At 62.8% G+C, this 20,806-nt stretch carries 18 protein-coding genes and 3 pseudogenes; 10 read left to right on the top strand and 11 right to left on the bottom strand.

What is annotated here, in order from left to right; translation table 11 throughout:
- Positions 1-325: 325 nt before the first annotated feature.
- From ACVOLV_RS05420 to ACVOLV_RS05430, 3 genes are read right to left on the bottom strand one after another with little or no spacing between them, the layout of a single operon-like run.
- Positions 326-751 carry a DUF3106 domain-containing protein gene (locus tag ACVOLV_RS05420; RefSeq protein ID WP_481553507.1) on the bottom strand — a complete coding sequence of 142 codons (426 nt, stop codon included), beginning with the start codon at positions 749-751 and terminating at the stop codon, positions 326-328.
- A 5-nt stretch (positions 752-756) separates the two neighbouring features.
- Complete coding sequence (locus ACVOLV_RS05425; RefSeq protein ID WP_481553508.1) at positions 757-1,104, bottom strand: hypothetical protein; 348 nt, start codon at positions 1,102-1,104, stop codon at positions 757-759.
- A complete protein-coding gene (locus tag ACVOLV_RS05430; protein WP_481553509.1) occupies positions 1,101-1,652 on the bottom strand; it encodes an RNA polymerase sigma factor in 552 nt (183 codons plus the stop codon). The genes ACVOLV_RS05425 and ACVOLV_RS05430 overlap by 4 nt, the downstream gene beginning before the upstream one ends.
- 138 nt (positions 1,653-1,790) lie before the next feature.
- Here ACVOLV_RS05430 and ACVOLV_RS05435 point away from each other — a divergent pair, with 138 nt between their 5' ends.
- The 3 genes from ACVOLV_RS05435 to ACVOLV_RS05445 are packed head-to-tail and all read left to right on the top strand — an operon-like array spanning position 1,791 to position 4,020.
- The gene (locus ACVOLV_RS05435) at positions 1,791-2,093 is read left to right on the top strand and encodes an NAD(P) transhydrogenase subunit alpha part 2 (protein WP_481517501.1); all 303 of its coding nucleotides are present in this window, start codon (positions 1,791-1,793) and stop codon (positions 2,091-2,093) included.
- A complete protein-coding gene (locus ACVOLV_RS05440; protein ID WP_481553510.1) occupies positions 2,090-2,587 on the top strand; it encodes a hypothetical protein in 498 nt (165 codons plus the stop codon). Before ACVOLV_RS05435 ends, ACVOLV_RS05440 begins: the two co-directional genes overlap by 4 nt.
- Complete coding sequence (locus ACVOLV_RS05445; RefSeq protein ID WP_481553511.1) at positions 2,584-4,020, top strand: NAD(P)(+) transhydrogenase (Re/Si-specific) subunit beta; 1,437 nt, start codon at positions 2,584-2,586, stop codon at positions 4,018-4,020. The genes ACVOLV_RS05440 and ACVOLV_RS05445 overlap by 4 nt, the downstream gene beginning before the upstream one ends.
- A gap of 16 nt (positions 4,021-4,036) precedes the next feature.
- Here the strand turns inward: ACVOLV_RS05445 and ACVOLV_RS05450 are convergent, their stop codons facing one another.
- Both ACVOLV_RS05450 and ACVOLV_RS05455 read right to left on the bottom strand, forming a co-directional pair.
- Positions 4,037-4,984, bottom strand: a complete 948-nt coding sequence (locus ACVOLV_RS05450) for a helix-turn-helix domain-containing protein (RefSeq protein ID WP_481553512.1) — start codon at positions 4,982-4,984, stop codon at positions 4,037-4,039.
- Positions 4,985-5,480: 496 nt separating this feature from the next.
- Positions 5,481-6,392 carry a helix-turn-helix domain-containing protein gene (locus tag ACVOLV_RS05455; RefSeq protein WP_481553513.1) on the bottom strand — a complete coding sequence of 304 codons (912 nt, stop codon included), beginning with the start codon at positions 6,390-6,392 and terminating at the stop codon, positions 5,481-5,483.
- A 390-nt stretch (positions 6,393-6,782) separates the two neighbouring features.
- Between ACVOLV_RS05455 and ACVOLV_RS05460 the strand changes: the two genes are divergently transcribed.
- Positions 6,783-8,603, top strand: coding sequence for a tetratricopeptide repeat-containing sulfotransferase family protein (locus ACVOLV_RS05460; RefSeq protein ID WP_481553514.1), 1,821 nt, complete (start codon positions 6,783-6,785; stop codon positions 8,601-8,603).
- Here the strand turns inward: ACVOLV_RS05460 and ACVOLV_RS05465 are convergent.
- The 3 genes from ACVOLV_RS05465 to ACVOLV_RS05475 all read right to left on the bottom strand — a co-directional run bounded on the left by ACVOLV_RS05465 (position 8,588) and on the right by ACVOLV_RS05475 (position 12,736).
- The gene (locus tag ACVOLV_RS05465; protein WP_481553515.1) at positions 8,588-9,271 is read right to left on the bottom strand and encodes a 2OG-Fe(II) oxygenase; all 684 of its coding nucleotides are present in this window, start codon (positions 9,269-9,271) and stop codon (positions 8,588-8,590) included. The two genes, ACVOLV_RS05460 and ACVOLV_RS05465, sit on opposite strands and share 16 nt — an antisense overlap.
- On the bottom strand, positions 9,225-12,158 hold the full coding sequence (locus ACVOLV_RS05470; protein ID WP_481553516.1) for a TonB-dependent receptor domain-containing protein: 2,934 nt from the start codon (positions 12,156-12,158) through the stop codon (positions 9,225-9,227). The genes ACVOLV_RS05465 and ACVOLV_RS05470 overlap by 47 nt, the downstream gene beginning before the upstream one ends.
- Before the next feature lie 155 nt (positions 12,159-12,313).
- Positions 12,314-12,736: a hypothetical protein gene (locus ACVOLV_RS05475; RefSeq protein ID WP_481553517.1), complete on the bottom strand. Its 423-nt coding sequence runs from the start codon at positions 12,734-12,736 to the stop codon at positions 12,314-12,316.
- A gap of 107 nt (positions 12,737-12,843) precedes the next feature.
- Between ACVOLV_RS05475 and sufT the strand changes: the two genes are divergently transcribed.
- From sufT to ACVOLV_RS05495, 4 genes and pseudogenes are all read left to right on the top strand, one after another.
- A complete protein-coding gene (gene sufT, locus ACVOLV_RS05480; protein ID WP_282267108.1) occupies positions 12,844-13,395 on the top strand; it encodes a putative Fe-S cluster assembly protein SufT in 552 nt (183 codons plus the stop codon).
- A 98-nt stretch (positions 13,396-13,493) separates the two neighbouring features.
- Positions 13,494-14,594 (top strand): branched-chain amino acid aminotransferase, encoded by a 1,101-nt coding sequence (locus tag ACVOLV_RS05485; protein WP_481553518.1) that lies wholly within the window; start codon positions 13,494-13,496, stop codon positions 14,592-14,594.
- Between the two features lie 335 nt (positions 14,595-14,929).
- Positions 14,930-16,663: pseudogene (locus ACVOLV_RS05490) on the top strand (S8 family peptidase); the annotation flags it as partial.
- Positions 16,664-16,846: 183 nt separating this feature from the next.
- Complete coding sequence (locus ACVOLV_RS05495) at positions 16,847-17,029, top strand: proprotein convertase P-domain-containing protein (RefSeq protein WP_481553526.1); 183 nt, start codon at positions 16,847-16,849, stop codon at positions 17,027-17,029.
- On the opposite strand, the gene ACVOLV_RS05500 is transcribed toward ACVOLV_RS05495, so the two are convergent.
- Positions 17,019-17,252 (bottom strand): hypothetical protein, encoded by a 234-nt coding sequence (locus ACVOLV_RS05500; RefSeq protein ID WP_481553519.1) that lies wholly within the window; start codon positions 17,250-17,252, stop codon positions 17,019-17,021. The two genes, ACVOLV_RS05495 and ACVOLV_RS05500, sit on opposite strands and share 11 nt — an antisense overlap.
- A 234-nt stretch (positions 17,253-17,486) precedes the next feature.
- Here ACVOLV_RS05500 and ACVOLV_RS05505 point away from each other — a divergent pair.
- Both ACVOLV_RS05505 and ACVOLV_RS05510 read left to right on the top strand, forming a co-directional pair.
- A pseudogene (locus ACVOLV_RS05505) lies at positions 17,487-19,244 on the top strand (S8 family peptidase); the annotation flags it as partial.
- A gap of 132 nt (positions 19,245-19,376) precedes the next feature.
- Positions 19,377-19,598: pseudogene (locus ACVOLV_RS05510) on the top strand (proprotein convertase P-domain-containing protein); the annotation flags it as partial.
- A 39-nt stretch (positions 19,599-19,637) separates the two neighbouring features.
- On the opposite strand, the gene ybaK reads toward ACVOLV_RS05510, so the two are convergent.
- The gene (gene ybaK / locus ACVOLV_RS05515; protein WP_481553520.1) at positions 19,638-20,114 is read right to left on the bottom strand and encodes a Cys-tRNA(Pro) deacylase; all 477 of its coding nucleotides are present in this window, start codon (positions 20,112-20,114) and stop codon (positions 19,638-19,640) included.
- Entirely contained in the window at positions 20,115-20,600 is a 486-nt protein-coding gene (locus ACVOLV_RS05520; protein ID WP_282267147.1) for an asparaginase domain-containing protein, read from the bottom strand.
- Between the last annotated feature and the right edge of the window lie 206 nt (positions 20,601-20,806).

Consider the following 20,806-nt stretch of genomic DNA (forward strand, 5'->3'; position numbering starts at 1 on the left):
TGGTATATGCCGCCGGCCCCGTAGTGCCGAGCCATGCTCGGCAGGGGCCTTTCCACGCAACGTATCAGCGCTGTAGGAGCGGCATCAGCCGCGAAGCTGGCTTCAATGAAATAACGGACAAGCCCGCATCCCGATGCCCCACCGGCTTCGCGGCTTACGCCGCTCCCACATGGTCGATCGATAAGGCCCCTGCCGAGTATGGCTCGGCACTACAGGTCCGGCGGTGCGCGGGCTTCAGCCCCGCTCACGGGAGAGGAGTTGGGGTGAGGGCAGCCTTTCGCCGGGAGAGCTTCTGCTGAGCATGGCTCGGCACTACACGCCAGGGTCAGCGCTGGGGGCGGGTTGCTGGTGGGTTGGCTTCCACCCATTGGCGGCGTTGCTCGCTGCTCATCTTGTTCCACTGCTCACGCAGCTGCTGGCGCTGGTCCTTGTCCATGCCGCGCATCTTGTCGAACAGTGCCTGCGCGTCGCGACGCTGGCCGGGCGACATGTTCTCGAAGCGGTGCATGCCGCGGCGGGCCTGTTCGCGCTGCTCTGGTGTCATCTGCTGCCAGCCACGGGCATGCTCGTAGCTGCGTTGGCGACGCTCGGGAGACGACGTGTTCCAGCGATCGCGAACCGGTGCGATCAAGGTCTCGCGCTGGGTCGGGGTCAACTGGTCCCACTCGGGCAACGATTGCGGATCGGCGGCCACGGCGCTGGCGCAGACCAGCAGCAGGGGCAGCAGGAAACAGGGCAACAAGGTCTTCATCATCGTCATTCCATCGCCAGATTGTCGGAGCCCAGCCACAGGTAGAGCTCGGGGCTTTCATCGAACAGCAAGGTGTCTTCGCCATCATCGGTCTCGCCAGCGATCACCGGTGCAGTGGGCGGAACAGTGCTGTTGAACTGCATCGCCACCGGCACGGCCAGCAGTACCGAGCAGGCGGTAGCCAGCCACCAGCGGTGGCGGCGCCATACGGAAGGCGCGCTCGCCGCGCTGGCCTGCTGGCGTGCATGCCGCAGCCGCGCCAAGGTGGACGGTGACAGCGAAGCGTCGGCCTGCTGCTGCAGCTGGCGGGCGTGGTGGTCGAAGTGTTGGTCGGGGTTGGGCAGGCGGTTCACCGCGTGGCCTCCAGTTGTTTCTGCAATGCGTCGCGCGCGCGCGACAGGTGGGTTTTTACCGAGCCTTCCGAACAGCCCATGGCTTTGGCGGTGGTGGCCACGTCCAGTTCCTGCAGCACGCGCAGGCTGAAGGCCTCGCGCTGGCGGGCTGGCAACTGCCGCAGGGCCTGCACCAGTTGCGCGTACTCGCGCTGCTGTTCATGCGTCTGTGCCGGGCCGGGTGCTTCGTCGGCCCAGTCGATGGTGCTGTCCTGGTCGTGGTCTTCCTGGGCGGCCCAGAACTTCAGGCGGAAGCTGCGGCGCCGCTGCAGGTCGATGATGCGCCTGCGCAGGATGCTCCAGAACAGCGGCGTCCATTCCTCCGCCGGCCGTTGCTGGTAGCCGAGCATGCGTTCCATGGCGTCCTGGACGGCGTCCAGGGCGTCGTCACGCTGGCGCAGGCCGGCCTCGGCAAAACGGAATGCACGCGGGCCGATGCCGGCCAGGAACGCGTCCATGGAGGCAGGTACAGCAGCAGGCGGCATCAGGGGGGGGCTGGTCACCAGCACAGGGTAGCGTCCCGGTCGTGGTCTCTGGGAGTAATAACGCGTGGGAACGGAATCGGTTGACAACGCAACGGTCGCGCCAGCTTCGGCCAGATGGTTATGATGCCGGACAGGCGCTTCCAGCCTCGGAGAGACCAAGCAATGAGCGACGGGTTCGTAGCGTTGTACATCTTCATGCTGGCAGCGATTGCCGGCCACGTGATCATCTCGCGGGTGCCGGTGATCCTGCACACACCGCTGATGTCCGGTTCCAACTTCATCCATGGCATCGTGCTGATCGGCGCGATGGTGGTGCTCGGTCATGCCGATACCACGCTGGAGAAAGTGATCGGCTTCATCGCCGTGGCGTTGGGGGCAGGCAATGCGGCCGGTGGCTATGTGGTGACCGAGCGCATGCTGGACATGTTCAAGAGCTCGAAGAAGCCGGAAGGGAAGGGCAAGTGAGTTCACCCGCCGGTAGTACCGACAGGTCCTCCATCAGCGCACGGCAGGTTTTCCAGTGGCTCAGCTACCTGCAGTACCCGGCCTTGCTGGTGGCGTTTGCCTATGCGGCGCGGCCGCTGTTCAACGGCATGGATGGCATGCTCGACGCCTATAACAGCGCACTGCTGTATGCGGGCGTGGGCGTAGGCATGTCCTCGCTGCAGGATCCGGCCAAGACCCAGAACAAAATGTCGAAGAAGGTGTGGGAAGACCCGCGCAAAGGCGGCGCGATGCTGTGGCTGATCAGCGCACAGGCCCTGTTGCCGATCGTACTGGGTTTGCTGGGCGCTGCGCTGGCGCCGACCACGGCGTTGTCGCAGTTGGCGCTGGGCTTGGTGGCATTCGGGCTGGGCATGATCGGTTTGCTGAAAACCGCCATTGAAATGCGCGAACACCATCGCCTCGACAAGCAGTCTCCTCGCCATACCGACACGGCTCTGGAGGCCGGTGCATGAGCATATCGATCCTGGTCAATACGAGTTATCTGGTCGCAGCCACACTGTTCCTGCTGGGCCTGCAGCGCATGGCCTCGCCCAAGACCGCACGCAGCGGCATCCAATGGGCCGGCGCCGGCATGTTGATCGCCACCGCGGCCACGTTCTTGTTGCCGGGACTGCACAACCTCGCCTTGATCGCGGTGGCCTTGGTGCTCGGCACCGGACTGGCCTGGGTATCGGCCAAGAAGGTGGCCATCACCGACATGCCGCAGATGGTGGCGTTGTACAACGGCATGGGCGGCGGTTCGGCGGCGGCGATTGGTGCAGTGGAGCTGCTGCGTTTCTCCGAGTTGGCCAACCGTGACACCAGTCATTGGAGCGCGCAGGCCATCGCCGACCTTTCGGCGCGGTTGCCTTCAAACACGGTGCTGGCGCTGGCGGTGATCGGTTCGGCGATCGGCGCGGTGTCGCTGTCCGGCTCGATCATTGCATGGGCCAAACTCGACGGTCGCTTGGACAAGCGCGTTACCTTCCCCGGGCAGCAGGTCTTCAATCTGTTGGTCGCGCTGGCGATGGTGGTGCTGGGCGTATGGGCAGCGGTGAGCCTGCAACCGGTGGCGATCATCAGTTTCTTCGCGGTGGCGCTGGCGCTGGGGGTGCTGATGACGTTGCCGATTGGCGGCGCCGACATGCCGGTGGTGATTTCGCTGTACAACGCGTTCACCGGTCTGGCGGTGGCGTTCGAAGGTTATGTGCTGGGCAACGAGGCCTTGATCATCGCCGGCATGATGGTTGGCGCGGCCGGCATCCTGTTGACGCGCTTGATGGCCAAGGCGATGAACCGGCCGATCAGCGGCGTGTTGTTCTCCAACTTCGGTGGCGGCGGCCAGGGCGCGGAAATCAGTGGCACGCAGAAGCCGATCGAGGCCGCCGATGTCGCGGCGATGATGGCCTTTGCCGAGCGCGTGGTGATCGTGCCCGGTTACGGCATGGCGGTAGCGCAGGCCCAGCACAAGATATGGGAGCTGGCGCAGCGCCTGATCGAACGCGGGGTCAAGGTGAAGTTCGCGATCCACCCGGTGGCCGGACGCATGCCCGGGCATATGAACGTGCTGTTGGCCGAAGCCGGCGTGCCCTACGACCTGATCGCCGACATGGACGACATCAACCCCGAGTTCGCCAACACCGATGTATCGCTGGTGATCGGTGCCAACGACGTGGTCAACCCGGTCGCCAAGACCGACCCGACCAGCCCGATCTATGGCATGCCCATCCTGGACGTGGTCAATTCGAAGAACACCATCGTCATCAAACGCGGCAAGGGCACTGGTTTTGCCGGTATCGAGAATGCGTTGTTCTACGCTGACAACACCCGCATGTTGTACGGCGATGGTGCCGAAGCGGCCAGCGCCCTGGTCAGCGAACTCAAGGCGCTGGACGGCGGGCATTGAGGCAATGCGGCGGCGGTCAGGAGGCCGCCGCCCACTCCAACATCAACGGTTGCACGGCGATGTTGCTGGGAGCCATGAGTCTGGGTGCGGCCAACACGCTGTCCTGTACCTGTTGGCCACGGCGTGCGGCGGTGGTAGTGCAGCCGAAGGCATGTTTGAACGCGCGGCAGAATGCGCTTTCACTTTCGAAACCCAGTGATTCGGCTATTTCGCAGACCGACAGGTTGGTGTTGCAGACCATATCCAGCGCACGCTTGTTGCGCAGGCGTGCGGCGTACTCGCTTGGCGTTTCGCCAAAGACATCGCGATAGATGCGGATCAGATGGGTTGGCGAGTAGTTGGCCACCGCTGCCAGGCTGACCAGGTCCAGACGCGTCTCGATGGTGCAGCGGATCAGGTGCTGCACACGCAATAGCCGCAGCAGGGTCTGATGGCGGCGCAGCACGGTGCGGCCGCTGCAGCGCTCCAGCTGCATGTGCATGGGGTGCTGGCGTTCGATCAGCGCGTCACGCAGCAGGCCCAGCTGGTAGGCGGCGTCGTTTGAGTCGGCGTTGTGCTTGAACCAGCGGGTGCGGCACATGTGTACCACCGCACGTGCGAGTTTGCTGTCGCAGCTCAGTTCCCGCGGGATCAGGCAGTTGATGATGGATGCCGTGCTCTTGGGTGGTTTCTGCCAGAGCCCTGCAGGTGCAGCTATGCATAGCCACCAGCCCTGCTCGCGACAGCCATGGCGGAGGCTGCCGTCTACCCAGAGCTGCAACTGACGCGACTCCAGGCGCCATGGTAGATCGCCATTGCTGAGCTCCACTGCGCCTTCCAGTACCAACGTGATGCTGATCCAGCCGGCAGGGATGCTCAGTCGCCCGCCTTTGCCGCGGCCGGTGATGGCGTGGATACAGTCTGGCCGGTGGGTGGATAGGTCCAGTGATTGCGAACCCTGAATCGAATGATGTCTGATGCCCACTGTGTCTTCCCCCGAAAGTGTCTGCGTGAACGGACGATGGGCGCGGGGTCGTGAAGCGTGACCAGCTGCGCTGTAACCGGCGTTGCTGCCGGCCGCCGCGTGAGCTTTTGTGAAGCTCTACTCAGTTCAGACGTGGGGGATGCCGACTACCTCACCTGTACATGCGGGAAACATGTCCAGCTGTGCACCAAAGCTGCTGAATTGGGGGCATGAAGGCGGTTTGGCGCAACCTGATGTCGATCACGGCAAGCGTCGTCGCCTGTCGAAGAGGCGCTGCATGGGGGGGCGGGTTGGGATGCGATCCGGCGCAGCGCGCGGTCGCGGCAGTACGTGGGTTCCCACGCCGAGGCATGCAGGGAAGTTCGTGCTGGATCAAACCGACACGATCGTCCGCGCGCTGCCGACCACGTTGGTGATTGCGCCTGCCGGTTTGAAACGTATGGGATATCAATCCAGCTGAAGCACGATTGGAACGATGCCGGGCCGGTTTGTGACGTCAGCCCGCGCGCAGGCTGAGCCTGGGCTGCTGCTGGCTGTCGATGTTCTTGCGGAAGGCAGCGTTGTGCCGACGTGCCTGGCTGGCGGTGCAGCAAAAGGTGTGCTTGAACGACCGGCAGAACGCGCTCTCGGTTTCAAAGCCCAATGAACCGGAGATGTCACATATTGAGAGATCGGTGTTGCACACCAGGTCCCAGGCACGCCGCAGGCGTATTCGGGTGGCGTACTCGAATGGCGTTTCGTCGAAGACCTCGCGGTAGACACGGATCAGATGCGGCGGCGAGTAGTTGGCAATTGCTGCCAGCCGATTGAGGTCGAGCCTTGCATCCATGTTGCAGCGGATAAGGTGTTGTACCCGCAGCAGCCGCAGCATTGTCTGGTGCCGCCGCAGCGCGGTACGTCCGCTGCAACGACTCAGTTGGTCCTGCAAGGACTGCTGCCGTTCCAGCAGCATGTCGCGCACTATCGCCATTCCGTCGATGACCGCGGTGGTATCGCGATCATTGTTGAAGCAACGTGGGCGTGCCATGTGCAATACAGCGCGGCCCAGTTCACGATCACAGCGTATTTCGCGGGGGATGAGGTGACAGGCGATGGTTGGTGCGCTTGGCAGGCTCTCCCAGAGTGCTGCCGGCGCGGCTATGCATATCCACCACGCGTAGCTGCGACTGGTGTGGCGGAGATCGCCCTCCAGCCACAGTTGGATGTGATGGGCGGAAAGCTGCCAGGGCGTATCGGCGTTGTTGATCTCCAATAGCCCGGTCAGGACCAGGGTAAGGCTGATCCAGCCGGTGGGGACCAACAAGCGGGTGCCGCGGCCATGGCAGACGACCGAGTGCACGCTGTCCTCGGGCTGCTTGGATAGGTCCAGAACCTGGGGACCGCGAAGGCTGTGGTGTTTGATCTTCACTTCGCTTCCGTTTTCCGAGTAGGTCGAAACACATGGAGGTTCGAAAAGCCAAACAGGCCAGCTGTAACCTTAGATTTGTGTGAAAAACATGGCACAGCGTTTGGCTTCTAGCAACGAGAACGGAAATTTCAGAATTGACCGTGTTGATCTCTTTAAAAAAAAACCCGGCATTTGCCGGGTAGGTTCGGAGCGGACCAGCTTGCCCGCTGATTTGGGGCTCAGTAAGGTCTGACTTGTACAGAGAGAGAAGAGAGTATTTCCAAGTCTCCGAACAGCTCCATGCTGCTGGGATGCGCGCCCGGACGACCTGCCGATGTATGCAGTTGGATTGTCAAAAATTAAGATTTCACGCCGCCTCAATTTGATTCAGATGTAACTATCGGGGGTTCGATGCAGGACGAGCTGGTACTGGGGCTGGAGCACCTTGAGCGGGGCGAGCATCGGCTGGCGGAGGCGAGGATGCGCCGGCTACTTGCCCACATGCCTGAACTGGCGCCGGCCATGGAAGTCCTGGCAATGGCTTTGGCATCGCAGGGGCAGCTCGCGGAAGCGCGGGAGCTGTTCGAGCGAGCCGCCAAACTGCAGCCTGGTTCGGTCGCTGCCTGGATGAACCTGGGCAACGTCCACCTCGAGGGTGGCGAGCACGCGGCTGCCGAAGCTGCCTTCACGCGTGCACATGCACTGGGCGCTGATGATGTGGCGTGGCTGCTGGGCTATGGTTTGTCCTTGCTGGGGCTGGCGCAGTTCGCCGCGGCCAACCGGGTGCTACAGGCAGCGTTGACCAGGGAGCCCGAGGCTGCCGACGTGCGCTTGGCCTATGCGCAGAGCCTTGCTGAAATGGAGCGGTTTGAAGAACTGGCGCAGTGCCTGCGCGCGGTGAATGCGGCCTCGCTCGATCCTGTGCAACGGCGCGCGTTCGCCTGGTTGCTGGCACAAGCAGGCGACGACCTCGCTGCGCAGGAGGTGTACCGGCAGATACTGCGGGAAACGCCAGATGCGATGGAATCGCGTGTGCAGTTCTCGCTGCTGCTGGAGCGGCTGAATCGTGTGGACGAAGCGGACAACGTACTGAAGGGCGTCGCCGCCACCAGCGCAACCGCTACCTCGGCCATGTATGCGCTCGCTGCCGCTCGCATTCTGCGCCGGCAACAGAAATGGGATGCCGCGATTGCCTTGCTCGCACCAGGCCTGCAGCGACAGCCTGAGCCGGCGATGCAGGCGCAGCTGGGGTTCGAGCTGGCCCGTAACCATGACCGGCTTGGGCAGGTAGACCTGACCATGCGGGCACTGTCTGCAGCGCACGCGGCGGCGGAAGCCGCGTTCCGTCAGCGGTCGTCCGGACAACAGCTTCCCGGCGTGCTGGACTGGCTGCAGCAGCGCTTGCAACGGGAAGCGCCGGCAACCTGGCAGCACGGGCGAGTTGATGCGCTTCCCGAAGATCCGGTATTCCTTGTCGGCTTCCCGCGTTCGGGAACGACCTTGTTGGAGCGTATGCTGGACGCGCATTCGCAGCTCGATGTATTGGATGAGCGCCCAGCGTTGGAGGTGGTGATCGAGCAGTTGCGTGCTGCCGATGGCTGGCCAAGCGATGATCTGGACGGTGGATTGGATGCGCTTGCGCCGTTCTCAGTGGATGCGCTGCGGCGCCGTTACTGGGCTGAAGTGCAACATCACCTGCAGCCGCAGGGGAGGTTGGTAGATAAGTATCCTTTGACCATGACGCGCTTGCCGTATGTTGCGCGGCTGTTTCCGAAGGCAGATTGGATTCTGTTGATCCGCCATCCCTGCGATTGCGTGCTGAGCTGCTACATGCAGGCGTTTGGCAGCAATGGCGGAGCGATGGCCTTCGCGAGCTTGGAATCAACGGCGCGGACCTACGTTGCGATAATGGAGTGGTGGCATGCGCAGCGCGCATTGATTCCGGCCCGCGTCCATACCTTGCGCTATGAAGACCTGGTTGGCGATGTCAGTGGCGAACTGGCGGGACTGATGGATTTCCTTTCCTTGCCGGTGGAGCCGCAACAGTTCTCCTTCGACAATCTTGCCGCCTCACGCAGCCGGCGCATAAACACGCCCAGCTATTCGCAGGTTGTGCAGCCGCTCAACGCAGGCGCGGTAGGCAGATGGCGTGCCTATCGCGCGCATTTCAGTGATGAGGTGCTTGCCGCGCTTGCGCCGTGGGTGCATCGCTATGGTTACGCGCTGGACTGAGCCTGCGGAAATCTCAGGTAGGTGGACAGGATGTACTTGTCCTGTTCGGGTGCTGGCCGCCCTTGGTGGGCATACAACCAGTACGGCGGGAACATCAGCAGCCTGCCGGCGCGCGGAACCACGCCGGTCTGCAAACCTGGGAACCAGGTTTCACCGCCGGTTTCGACGTCATTGAGGTACCACAGGAAAACCAGGTAGCGGTCGCAGACCTCGTTGATCGAATCAAAGTGGGTCTGGAATTTTTCCTCGCTGCCTGCACGGTAGCGCTTGAGGATCAGCGGGCTGAGCAGGGGGCTGTCAGGTATTGTGATCGGCAGGCCGACATCGGCGTTGTATTGGCGCAGCGCGTTGCTGACCAGCTGCCGGAAGTAGCTGAGGAAACCCGCGTCGGACAAGCGGCTCACGTCCAGCTCGGTCCAGGCACTGTCATCCAAGCCCGGGCGTACCCCACGACCGTTGCGTTGCTGGAAACGGGAAAGCGAGTTGAAGGACTCAATCAGCTTGCCGCACATTTCCGCGGGCAGGCTGTGCTCGTAGGTGCGGATGTAGTGCCGCAGGTCGCTGCCGTGAACATCCGCTGCGGCAGGAGCCGCAGCGGATGCCGATGTTGCTGATCCGGACTCAGAAACGGGCAGTCCAGCGCATCCAGTAGTAACGGCCGATTGCATCGTAGGTCCGCATATCCGTTGAGGCGTTGAAGCCAGAATAGATCAACGGCGGCTGGCGGTCAGTAAGATTGCGCACGCCGATCTGGATGGAGCTGTTCTTCAGGTCCTCGAAGCGGTAGCCGATCTGCAGGTCGGTCTGGGTGAAGGACGGCACTCGACGCTTGGCGACATAGCCAGGCTCGGTGACATCGGCCACGTCAGGTGCTTCATATACATGGTGCACGTAGCGGGTGGTCAGGCTGGCGCTGAGGTTGCCGAGCGACCAGCTGAGGTCATTGAGTGCGCGCCAGCGTGCCATGTTGCCGAAGCCCGACGAGGCGTTGTCGACGAAGGTACCTGCAAGGCCGGTGCTCTGCGGGATGCCGGGGAATGCGCCGACATTGCTGCTGGGGTCGCCGGACAGGAGCTGCACGTCGTACTGTGCCAGATAGGTCGTGTCCAGGTTCCAGCTGAACTTGCCCCATGCGCCTTCCGGGAATACATAGCGGAAACCAAGGTCCATGCCGGAGGTCTTCAGCGTGCCGAAGTTGCCGGTGACATTGGTCATCTGGGCTACGTCACCCGCGCTGTCGCGGACGAAGGTGTCGCAGAAGCGGCCGAAGTTGAAGCACTGGTTGAGCAGTACGTTCTCGGGCAGGTTGGTGATGAACTTGTCCAGTTTCACGCGCCAGTAGTCGGCGGTGACGCTGAAGCCTTCCAACCAGCTCGGGCTGTAGACGAAGCCATAGGTCAGCACATCGCCTTCTTCCGGCACCAGTGCGGAATTGGCAACCTGGAACGAGGTTACCTGGTTGTTGCTCTGGCGGAATGAGCCATCGGTGGGCACGCCTGCGCAGGCGGTCGGGTTGCCGCCGGTGTAGCCGTTGCAGGGGTCTGTATAGGTGCTGGCGCTGGGCACCGTGGGTGAGTAGAGGTCACCGATCGTCGGTGCGCGGAAGACATCGGCGTAAGTGGCGCGCACCAGCAGGTCAGCGAACGGTTTCCACTCCATGCCGATCTTGGAGTTGGTGGTGCCGCCGAAGTTGGAGTAGTCCGAGTAACGCGTGCCCAGCGAGATGTTCAGCTTCTCGGCGAAGGGCATGTCGGACAGCACCGGAATCAATGCTTCGGCGTAGATTTCATTGACGTCGAACTTGCCCGAGATGTCGCCGAAGGTACAGGCTTCCTGGGTGATCAGGCAGACCGTCTCTCCCGGCGGGATGATGGTCAGGAAGTCACTGCTGGAACTGGCGGACTCCTCACGGCGCTCCACGCCCACTGCCAGAGATACCGCACCGGCCGGCAACTCGAACAAATCGCCGGTGACGTTGGCGTTGAAGACCTTCAGGTCGTTCTCGTTGCTGCTGTGAATGGTCGGGTTGATCAGCTCAAGCGCGGCGAGCTGTGCCTGGCCCACTGCGGTGCTCGGGTCCGGTGCCGGTCCCATGAAGTTGACCGGCAGGCAGCCGGCGATGGCCGTTGCGGCATTGCCCGGCGTGCGTACGCAGATCGGGTTGCCAGTGGCCGGATCGATCATCGATGGGCCCAATGCGTCGGTCAGGCCGGGGCTGTACAGATAGCCGCGCACGGCGGAGGTCTGTGGTGTGCGGCCGTAACCGTACGAAGCATCCCATGACCAGCTGCTGTCGCCGAATGCACCACGTAGGCCCGCGGTGATCTGATAGGTCTCGGTTTCGAAACGGGTGGTGCGGGTCGGGATGAAGTCGCGCAGACGCAGGCGTGCATCGGTGATGTCCACGCCAAAGGGGTTGTACAGGCTGTCTTTGCTGATCGGCACATTGTCCACCGCCGCGCGGCCATCGAACGGCAGCGGTGCGATGAAGAACGAGGACTCGGTGCGCAGCCAGGAGCCGAGCAGGAAGGCCTCGATATTGTCAGTGAGCTGGTAGTTGCCACTCATGAACAACGAGGTGCGTTCCTGCGGGGTCAGGTTGAGGTTGCCGTCGGCCTGGAAGTTGTAAACGTCCGTGTTCGGATTGAAGCAACGGAAGTCAGACGGCGAAGAGCCCGGACGGCCGTCTATGCGTGTGAGGGTGACGTTTGCGCCACTGCCACAGTTGGGATCGGTCAGATTCACCCCTGTCGCCGAGGCGCGTGGCACCACGTAGCGACCAGTCAGGATACGGCTGGTACCGCCGATGCCTTTTTCGCCGGCATACAGCTGGTAGGGCTGGCTGGAATAACTGCGATCGGCTGCGCTGACCTGGTCTTCCTTGTCATAGCTGGCGCCCAGCATCAGACGACCTTTCTCACCATGCAGGCCAAAAGTGGCATCAAAGCGCTGCGTGTCAGCATCACCGCGCGAGGAAATGCCATAGAAAGCGCTGGCTTCCAGGCCTTCGAAGTCCTTGCGCAGGATGAAGTTGACCACGCCGCCGATGGCATCGGAGCCGTAGATGGCCGATGCGCCATCCTTCAGTACGTCCACACGCTCGATCAGCGCCATCGGGATGGAGTTCACGTCCACCGCGCCATTGGCGTTGGAGATGGTGCCGATCCAACGCTTGCCATCCACCAGCACCAGTGAGCGGTTCACGCCCAGGCCGCGCAGATCGACCGTGGCCGCACCCGCGCCGCCGCCGTTGTTGACCTGTGGATTGGTGGCAGCGCCTGCGATGGCGGGCGTGCGCTGCAGGAATTCACCGACGGTGGCAGCGCCTGAGCTCTCGATGTTCTGCCGGTCGATGGTGAAGACGGGGCTGGAGGTTTCCAGGTCTGCGCGCTTGATGCGCGAGCCGGTGACCTGAATGCGGTCCAGGTTGGTGGCTTCTTCTTTGGGTGCGGTGTCCTGTGCGAGGACGCTGCCCGTTGCTCCCAGAGCAAGAGCGGCAGTCGAAATTGGTAGCAGTGCGAGGCGAACTGCTTGGCTCAGTGGCTGAATACTCACGTATGACTCTCCGCAAAGTGGTGCGAGGGAGTCACGAAATTACGAATTTTTAACTGCAGCGATTGTGCGGATCAGGCCTGTGGCAATGTGCAAAAACTGACATTTTGTTTCAGTTGTCCATTCAGCCTCTCACCGAGGCTGGAACCAAGCGGAATTCAGCGGGCCACGCGCCACGCTACCAGCAGGGCAATACCCAGCCAGATCAGCTCGCCCAGGCCATTGGCCAGTGACAGCAGTGTCCAGGCGAAATGCGGGCCCATCCGCAGGGCTGATTCCCACGGGGTCAGGCCCATCGGGCTACCCACATAGGCCGCGGCGATCAGCCAGTTGGCGGCCGCGGCGATGAACAGGGTGGTGAGGACGGCGATGGCGATGCGTGCCGGGCCTGCGCGGAAGGTCCCCAGGCGCAGCATCCACGCCGCTTCCAGCGCGGCCAATATCGCCATCCAGCCGGCCTGGGTACCGGTGGCCAAGGCGGCCAGCATCCAGGCGAGAGTGAGGGTGAGGCTTCCGAGTAGCAACAAAACGGGCCAGAGCCAGTGGCGGGCACGGCTGGCCGAGGTGGAAACAGGCGACATGGGCATTCCCGAACAGATTCCGCAGCATAGCGTTTCAGCGGCGAGTGCGCCCAGTCGGATAAAATGGGGCCATTGCGGGTAGCCACCGCGTCCCCATATCCATCTACATGTATTCGCGTAGCAGTGAACCAGTCCATTTTGAGCGTGATTGCCCGGCCGTGATGGTGCCGCAGGGCGATAGCGTGACCTTGCCGGCCGGCAGCTATGGCTATATCACCCAGGCACTGGGTGGCAGCTATACGGTGTTTGTCGAAGGCAATCTCTTCCGTATCGCCGGCAAGGATGGCGACGCCATCGGCAAGGAGCCGCCGCCGGGGCTGGAACTGCCCGATGACGCAGGCGACGAGGAGGTCGAGAAGCTGGTGTGGCAACAGCTGCGCACCTGCTTCGATCCTGAAATTCCGTTCAACATCGTCGATCTTGGGCTTATCTACGAAGTGGATATCAAACACCTGGACGACGGCCAGCGCGAGGTCGACGTCAAGATGACCTTGACCGCACCAGGCTGTGGCATGGGCGAGATCCTGGTCGACGACGTGCGCAGCAAGCTGGAGATGATTCCGACGGTGGCCCAGGCCGACGTCGACCTGGTGTTCGACCCGCCGTGGGGACGCCACATGATGTCCGAGGCGGCGCGCCTGGAAACTGGCATGCTGTAAGGCCGCGCCGGCAGCTGCCGGTGACGGTTTGTGCTGCACCCCCGTTGCCGCAGTGGCGCCGGGGCTGTCCCATCCCGCAATCTGGAAGGAAATATCCGGTGTCCCAGTCTTCGTTGAGCTTCGATGTCACCCGTTCGGACCATCCGCGTAGCGCCGAGGAGCGCGCCAAAATCCTGGAAAAGCCGGGCTTTGGTCTGCACTTCACCGACCACATGGTGGCCGTACGCTGGGACAAGGACACCGGTTGGCACAACGCGGCGGTAACGCCGTACGGCCCGATTTCGCTGGACCCGGCTGCTGCCGTGCTGCATTACGGCCAGGAAATCTTTGAAGGCATCAAGGCCTACCGTCACGCGGACGGTTCGGTGTGGACCTTCCGTCCGCAAGCCAACGCCGCACGCCTGCAGCGTTCCGCGCGCCGCCTGGTGCTGCCGGAGCTGCCCGCTGACATCTTCGTCGAATCCCTCAAGCAGCTGGTCGCGTTGGACAAGGACTGGGTGTCCGATGCCGACGAAGCCAGCCTGTATTTCCGTCCGTTCATGATCGGCGACGAGGCTTTTCTCGGCGTGCGCGGTGCGCATAAGGCCACCTATTACGTGATCGCCAGCCCGGCTGGCCCGTACTTCGCCAAGGGCGTTGCACCGGTAGCGATCTGGTTGTCCACCGACTATGCGCGCGCTGCCAAGGGCGGCACCGGTGCGGCCAAGTGCGGTGGCAACTATGCCGCTTCGCTGCTGCCGCAGCAGCAGGCGCAGGCGCAGGGTTGCTCGCAGGTGCTGTTCCTCGATCCGGTCGAGGGCAAGTACCTGGAAGAACTGGGTGGCATGAATGTGTTCCTGGTCTATGGCAAGGAAAACAAGCTGGTTACCCCGGCGCTGTCGGGCAGCATCCTGGAAGGCATCACCCGCGAGTCGCTTCTGCAGCTGGCCCGCGACCGCGGTATGAAGGTGGAAGAGCGCCAGGTCACCATCGATGAGTGGAAGCAGGGCGTAAGCTCGGGCGAGATCACCGAGGTGTTTGCCTGTGGTACCGCTGCGGTGATCACCCCGATCGGACAGCTCAAGGGCGAAGATTTCTCGGTCGGCGACCTCAACGCACCGGCCGGCGAAGTGACCATGTCGCTGCGCAAGGAACTGACCGATATCCAGTACGGCCGTCAGCCGGACCGTCACGGTTGGCTGGTGCGCCTGGACGCCTGAGCGACCTGTTCGGCCAGGTAAAGAACCCGCTGCGACCTGTTCGCAGCGGGTTTTTCTTTGTCCGTACACCCACCCGCGCAGCCCAGCTGTATCAAGGAATAAGCAAATAATCTTTACGAATCACTCACTTGCGTAAACGTGACGGAGCAACAGTTTCTGTTGTAACGCTCTTGTCATTGGTTCAGTCGCCATTTACTGTCCGCCCACGGATCGGTAACAGGGGACTGGTTCGGGTAGTTCTACCCGGGCAGCAGCAACCTCTTCGAATCTGGCAGGGCCCCGGGTAGGACGCATGCCGCGCAAGCGGTTTCCTCTCACTGTGGAAGGGCTCATCAATGTCATCCAAATCGCGCCGTACGCTCGTTCGTGGGTTGGTGGTTGTTGGCACTGCTTCGTTGTCGTCCCTGCTTCTATGTGCGCCGGCCTGGGCCGGTGATGTGCATCTGGCCGGTCTGGATTCCGCGCCGACGCATCAGCGCTTCATCGTCAAATACCGTCAGGACAGCCGTCAGGCCGCAGGCGATGCCGCCCTGCAGAAAACCCTGGTCTCCGCCGCCCGCGCGCTGCCGACCCGCGCCGGCAAGAGCGTCGGCGTGCAGCATCTGCGGCGTCTGGCCGTAGGATCGGACGTGGTCCGCGCCGATACCAAGCTGGATCGCGCCGACGCCGAAACCCTGATGCGCAAACTGGCTGCCGATCCGAACGTCGAGTACGTCGAGGTCGATCGTCTCAACACCATCAGCCTGACCCCGAACGACACCCGCTACGGCGAGCAGTGGGGCTACTCCGGCACCTACGGCATCAAGGCCAACCAGGCCTGGGATGTCACCAATGGCGCCGGCTCGGTGGTTGCGGTGCTGGATACCGGCATCACCGCCCATAGCGATCTGGCAGCCAATCTGCTGCCGGGCTATGACTTCATCAATGACACCACGGTGTCCAACGATGGCAATGGCCGCGACAACGATCCCAGCGATCCGGGTGATTGGGTAAGCGCCAACCAATGTGGCGGTACCCATGCCGCGCAGAGTTCCAGCTGGCATGGCACGCACGTGGCCGGCACGATAGCTGCTGTCACCAACAACGCCAAGGGCGTTGCCGGCGTGGCTTATGGCGCCAAGATCGTGCCGGTGCGTGTGCTCGGCACCTGCGGTGGCTACGACTCGGATATTGCCGATGCCATCATCTGGGCCTCCGGTGGCACGGTGTCCGGCGTGCCGGCCAACGCCAATCCGGCCGAGGTGATCAATCTCAGCCTGGGTGGTTCCGGTGCCTGCGGCAGCACCACGCAGGCGGCGATCAATGGCGCGGTCAGCCGTGGCACCACCTTGGTGATTGCGGCAGGCAACGACAATACGAATGTCTCCAATGCCTCGCCGGCCAACTGCAACAACGTGATCGCAGTGGCATCGACGACCAGCACCGGCGCACGGTCGAGCTTCTCCAATTACGGTGCGCTGATCGACATCGCCGCGCCGGGTTCCAACATCCTGTCCACGCTCAACAGCGGTACCACCACGCCGGGCGCGGAGAGCTATGCGTCCTACAACGGTACTTCGATGGCGACCCCGCACGTGGCCGGCGTTGTCGCATTGCTGCAGGCGGTTTCAACCACGCCTAAGACGCCTGCGCAGGTTGAAGCCTTGATCAAGGCCAACGTCACTCCGTTCCCGTCCACGCCGTCGCAGAGCATTGGCCCCGGCATCCTCAATGCCAAGGCAGTGGTGGATGCAGCCAACGGCGGTGGCAATCCGAATCCGGGTGGCACGGTGCTGAACAACGGCGTGCCCATCACCGGGCTGTCCGGTGCGGCCAGCAGCACCCAGTTCTTCACCGTGGTGGTGCCCGCAGGTGCGAGCAATCTGGTGATCGCCAGCTCGGGCGGCAGTGGTGATGCCGACATGTATGTGCGTGCCGGCAGCCAGCCGACCACGGCCACCTACGATTGCCGCCCGTACAAGACCGGCAATGCGGAGAGCTGCACGTTCGCAGCACCGGTAGCGGGTACGTATCACGTGATGCTGTCCGCGTACTCGGCATTCTCGGGTGTAAGCCTGCAGGCCAGCTGGAGCACCGGTGGCGGCAGCGGCGGCGTGCAGACGTACAGCAACGCAACTGCCGTCACCATCGTCGACAACGCTACCGTGGAAAGTGCCATCGCCGTCTCCGGACGTAGCGGCAATGCGCCCGCATCCACACCGGTGACAGTGGACATCAGCCACACCTGGAAGGGCGATCTGAAGGTGGACCTGGTGGCGCCGGATGGCAGCGTGTATGTGCTGAGCAACTATGCCGGTGGCAGCGCGGATGACATCAAGCAGACCTTCAACGTGAACCTGTCCAGCGAAGCGCTCAATGGCAGCTGGAAGCTGCGTGTCAACGACAAGGCCAGTGGTGATACCGGCCGTATCAATAGCTGGTCGATCAGGTTCTGAGTTGATCAGGGTGCAGGCGCATCCGATGGCTTGTTGAAGGCACCATGGTGTAGTCGTGATGTAACCAGGCCCCGGCGTTCTCGCCGGGGTTTTTTTTGGCTGTTGATGGCTTTTGACGCGCGATGCTGGCCGGCATGTTTGCCGTGAGTGGACTGTTCGAACCTGATTTTTGCAGTGGGTGTTGGAGGCTTGGATTGGCGTTGGCGAAGAAGCTGAGGCGCAATGCGGCGTGCTCTTTCCTTACCGATGCAGTGGCAGTTCAAGACTGCGGCCGGGACAGCGCTTTCAGTAGTACTCCGATGGGGGCGCTCTGGCTGGATGTCTACTGTAGGCACACGGATCGGCAGCAGGTGGATCCGGGTGGTTCTGCCCCGGTGGCGCCTACTCCGCACTGGAATGCCTGGCAGATCGGACGCCGCACCGGCGGCAGTTCTTCTCCATGCAGAAGGATTCAATGATGTCGTCCATATCGCGCCATAGGCTTTGCCATGGGTTGCTGGTTGTTGGAGCCGCTTCGCTGTCTTCGTTGCTGTGCATGCCCGCGCTGGCCGGTGAAGTGCGGCTTGCGGGTCTGCAGGCCGAGCCAGTGCATCAACGCTTCATCGTCAAATTCCGCGAAGGAAGCGGCGCCGCAGAGGCTGGAGTCGTACTTGGAAAGGCGCTGGCTGCTGCGTCACATGGATTGCCGGCGCGCGCCGGCAAGGCGAGCGCTCTGCAGCACCTGCGCCGGTTGGCGGTAGGTGCGGATCTGTTGCACGTGGACACGCCACTGGATCGCATCGAGGCCGCAGCGCTGATGCACCGTTTGGCGGCAGATCGCGATGTCGAGTACGTCGAGATTGATCGGCGGCATACCATTGATGCCGTACCTGATGATCCACGTTTCAGCGAGCAATGGGGCCTGTCCGGCACCTATGGCATCAAGGCTGCACAGGCATGGGACAACGCGACCGGGGAAGGTGTGGTGGTGGCAGTGCTGGATACAGGCATCGCCCGCCACAGCGACTTGAGCGCGAACGTCCTGCCGGGTTATGACTTCATCAGCGACACTGCCATGGCCAATGACGGGGATGGCCGTGATGGCGACGCCAGTGATCCGGGCGACTGGGTGACAGCCAATCAATGTGGCGGCAGTCATGGCCCACAGAACTCCAGTTGGCATGGTACGCACGTGGCAGGAACCATCGCGGCGGTGACCAACAACGGCAAAGGTATTGCAGGCGTTGCGCCAGGAGCGAGGATTCTGCCGGTGCGCGTCCTTGGCCGGTGCGGTGGTTACACCTCGGATATCGCCGACGCCATTGTCTGGGCAGCGGGTGGAGACGTGGCCGGCGTGCCGCAGAATGCCAACCCTGCCGAAGTCATCAACCTCAGCCTTGGTGGCAATGGTGCCTGCGGCAGCACGATGCAGGACGCGATCAATCGTGCGGTAGGGAAGGGCGCCACGCTGGTGATCGCGGCGGGCAACAGCAACGTCAATGTGGCCAATGCCTCGCCGGCAAATTGCGACAACGTCATTGCCGTCGGTGCCAGCGACAGTGCCGGCAAACGTTCGATCTGGAGCAGCAGTCAGCAGTCGAACTACGGTCCGCTGGTGGATGTGGCAGCACCGGGTAGCAACATACTCTCCACGTTGAACACTGGCAGCAAGCAGCCTTCGGGCGAGAGCTACGCTTTCCATGGTGGAACCTCGATGGCAACGCCGCATGTAGCTGGCGTGGTGGCGCTGGTGCAGCAGGTGTCCAATCCGGTGCGGACGCCCGCGCAGATCGAGGCCTTGATCAAGGCAACGGCAATCCCATTTTCGGTGACGCCGGATCGGGATATAGGTATGGGTATCGTCAACGCGCAGGCAGCTGTGGCAATGGCGATGGGCGGCACATTGCCACCGGACCCGGAGCCCGAGCCGGTTGTTGAACTCTTCAACGGGGTGCCGTTGACCGATCTGGCTGCCAGCAAGGGCAGCAATCGCTATTACCAGGTGCAGCTGCCGGCAGCTGCATCGAACCTGTTGATCAGCATTGCCGGCGGCAGCGGTGATGCGGATCTGTATGTGCGTGCGGCAAGTCGCCCAACCGCCTCCCGTTATGATTGCCGCCCATTCCGCGGCGGAAATGGTGAAAGCTGCAGTATTCCTGCTCCGGTTGCGGGCATTTACCACGTCATGTTGACCAGCTACACGGCTTACTCAGGCGTGCGCCTGAAAGCGAGCTGGGGGCTGGTTCCTGCGCAGACCTATCGCAGCAACGAAGGCTTGGACATCTTCGACAATGGCACGGTTGAGAGCGCGATCAACGTAGCCGGGCGCACCGCCAATGCGCCGGCGGCGGCCCCGGTGACGGTGGATATCAGCCATAGCTGGCGTGGTGATCTGAAGGTGGAGCTGCTAGCGCCAGGTGGCCGTGCCTATCTGCTGAGCAACTACGAAGGGGGCAGTGCCGATGACATCAAGCAGACCTTCGAGGTTGATCTGTCCAACGAGGCTTTGAACGGCATCTGGACGCTTCGGGTCAACGACAAGGCCACTGGCGATACCGGGCGATTGAATGGCTGGTCGATCACGTTCTAGGCGGCCTGCAACCTCGTTTGAGCAGGCAGGGCGGCTGGCTCAGTCTTCGCAGATATCGGCGCAACTGGCCTGCAGGACCTGCATTGCATCGACAGGTGCGATGTCCAGGAGCAGGCCACGCTGGCCTGCGTTGATGTACAGCGTCTCGTGCTGCGCCGCGCTGGCGGCGAACACAACCTTGGCTGGCCGCTGCTGTGCGAAGGGACTGATGCCACCCACCTTGTAGCCGCTGCGTTTCTCGGCTTCGGGGATCTCCATCATCTGCGCGTGCTTGCCGCCGCAGTGGGCGGCAAGCTTCTTCAGGGACAGCCGCTGATCGGAGGGAATCACCACGATCATCGGCTGCTTGTCCACCCACGCCATCAGCGTCTTGAACATACGCGGCGGGGCAATGCCCAGCGCCTGCGCTGCCGCCAGCCCCTTGCTGTCGACATCGGCCGAGTAGTCATAGGCGTGCACGCCATGGGCGATGCCTGCCTTGTCCAATGCGGCGGTGGCGCGGGTGGTTTTAGCCACTTACAGCGATTCGAAGCGGTTGGCATCGACGTTCTTGCGGACCTTCTCCGGATTCCAGATGCGGCCGTTCATGGCGATGTAGACGCCTTCCGGCAGTGACTGCACCGCACCGATCGCACAGCCGATGTTGAACTCTGCATCGGAACCACGGAAACGTGCCGGGCTGAGCGCGCCGGTCATCACGATGGTCTTGCCGGGGATGGTGGCCAGCACCTTGCCGGTGGCGACCATCGAGTCGGTGCCGTGGGTGACCAGCACGTGGCGGGTTGGCTGCGCGGCGATGGTGGCGCGGATCAGCTCGCGGTCGTCGTCGCTGATGTGCAGCGAGTCCTTGCGCAGGATCGGAATCACGTTGAAACGGAAGGTCACACCCAGCTCGCGCAGGATCATGCCGATCTGCGGATCACCGATCTGGTAATCGGACTTGTCGTCGAAGTAGATCTTGTCGATCGTGCCACCGGTGGTGACGATCAGGAGTTCTTCCATCATTGCGGTAAATCCTTGCGGTGACTGCCAGCGGCACAGGCCGCGATGCTGCAAATGATAATGCCGCAGGCCGCGCCGGGCCATGTCACGGCGGCACCGTCAGACCAATACGCGGCCGGGTTGAGGGCCGGGCCGGGAGGGGGGGGGGGGGGGGGCGCCGCCCCCGGGGGGGGTGGTGGGGGGGGGGGGGGGGGGGCGCGCACGGG

It is taken from the genome of Stenotrophomonas sp. STEN023 (genome assembly GCF_056760135.1).